The organism is Paracoccus sp. S4493, assembly GCF_000967735.1.
GTDB lineage: Bacteria > Pseudomonadota > Alphaproteobacteria > Rhodobacterales > Rhodobacteraceae > Paracoccus > Paracoccus marcusii.
This window is the reverse complement of sequence record NZ_JXYF01000455.1, coordinates 1-349: the sequence shown is the minus strand read 5'-3', so window position 1 is coordinate 349 and position 349 is coordinate 1. Positions and strand designations below refer to the sequence as shown.

1 protein-coding gene is annotated in these 349 nt (G+C 74.8%); it reads right to left on the bottom strand.

What is annotated here, in order from left to right; translation table 11 throughout:
* The coding region (locus TW83_RS21525) for a hypothetical protein (RefSeq protein WP_045984233.1) at positions 1-349 on the bottom strand (349 nt) is incomplete at both ends.

Genomic DNA, 349 nt, shown 5'->3' with positions numbered 1-349 from the left:
AGGGCCGCGGCGGGCAGGATCGCCACGGCCGACACGATCTGCGCGGACAGGCCGAACTGCACGGCGGTCAGTTCCGCCAGCGCGGCCGAGGCCAGGGCGGTGGCCCATCCGGCCAGAAACCCGATCGCGGGGCGATGCCGACCCGCCGCGCGCCGGGCGCCCACCGTCGCGGCGACGGCCCCGGCCACGGAGGCCAGGGTCAGCACGCCCGGATTGTCGATCAGCAGTGGCCAGACCGATGCCAGGACCAGCGCGCCCAGCAGCATCGGCCACACGCGCGGTCGGCCCGCACGGATCGGCTCGTCATCAGACGGGGCGATCCACTGCCCGACCGCATCCAGCATCACCA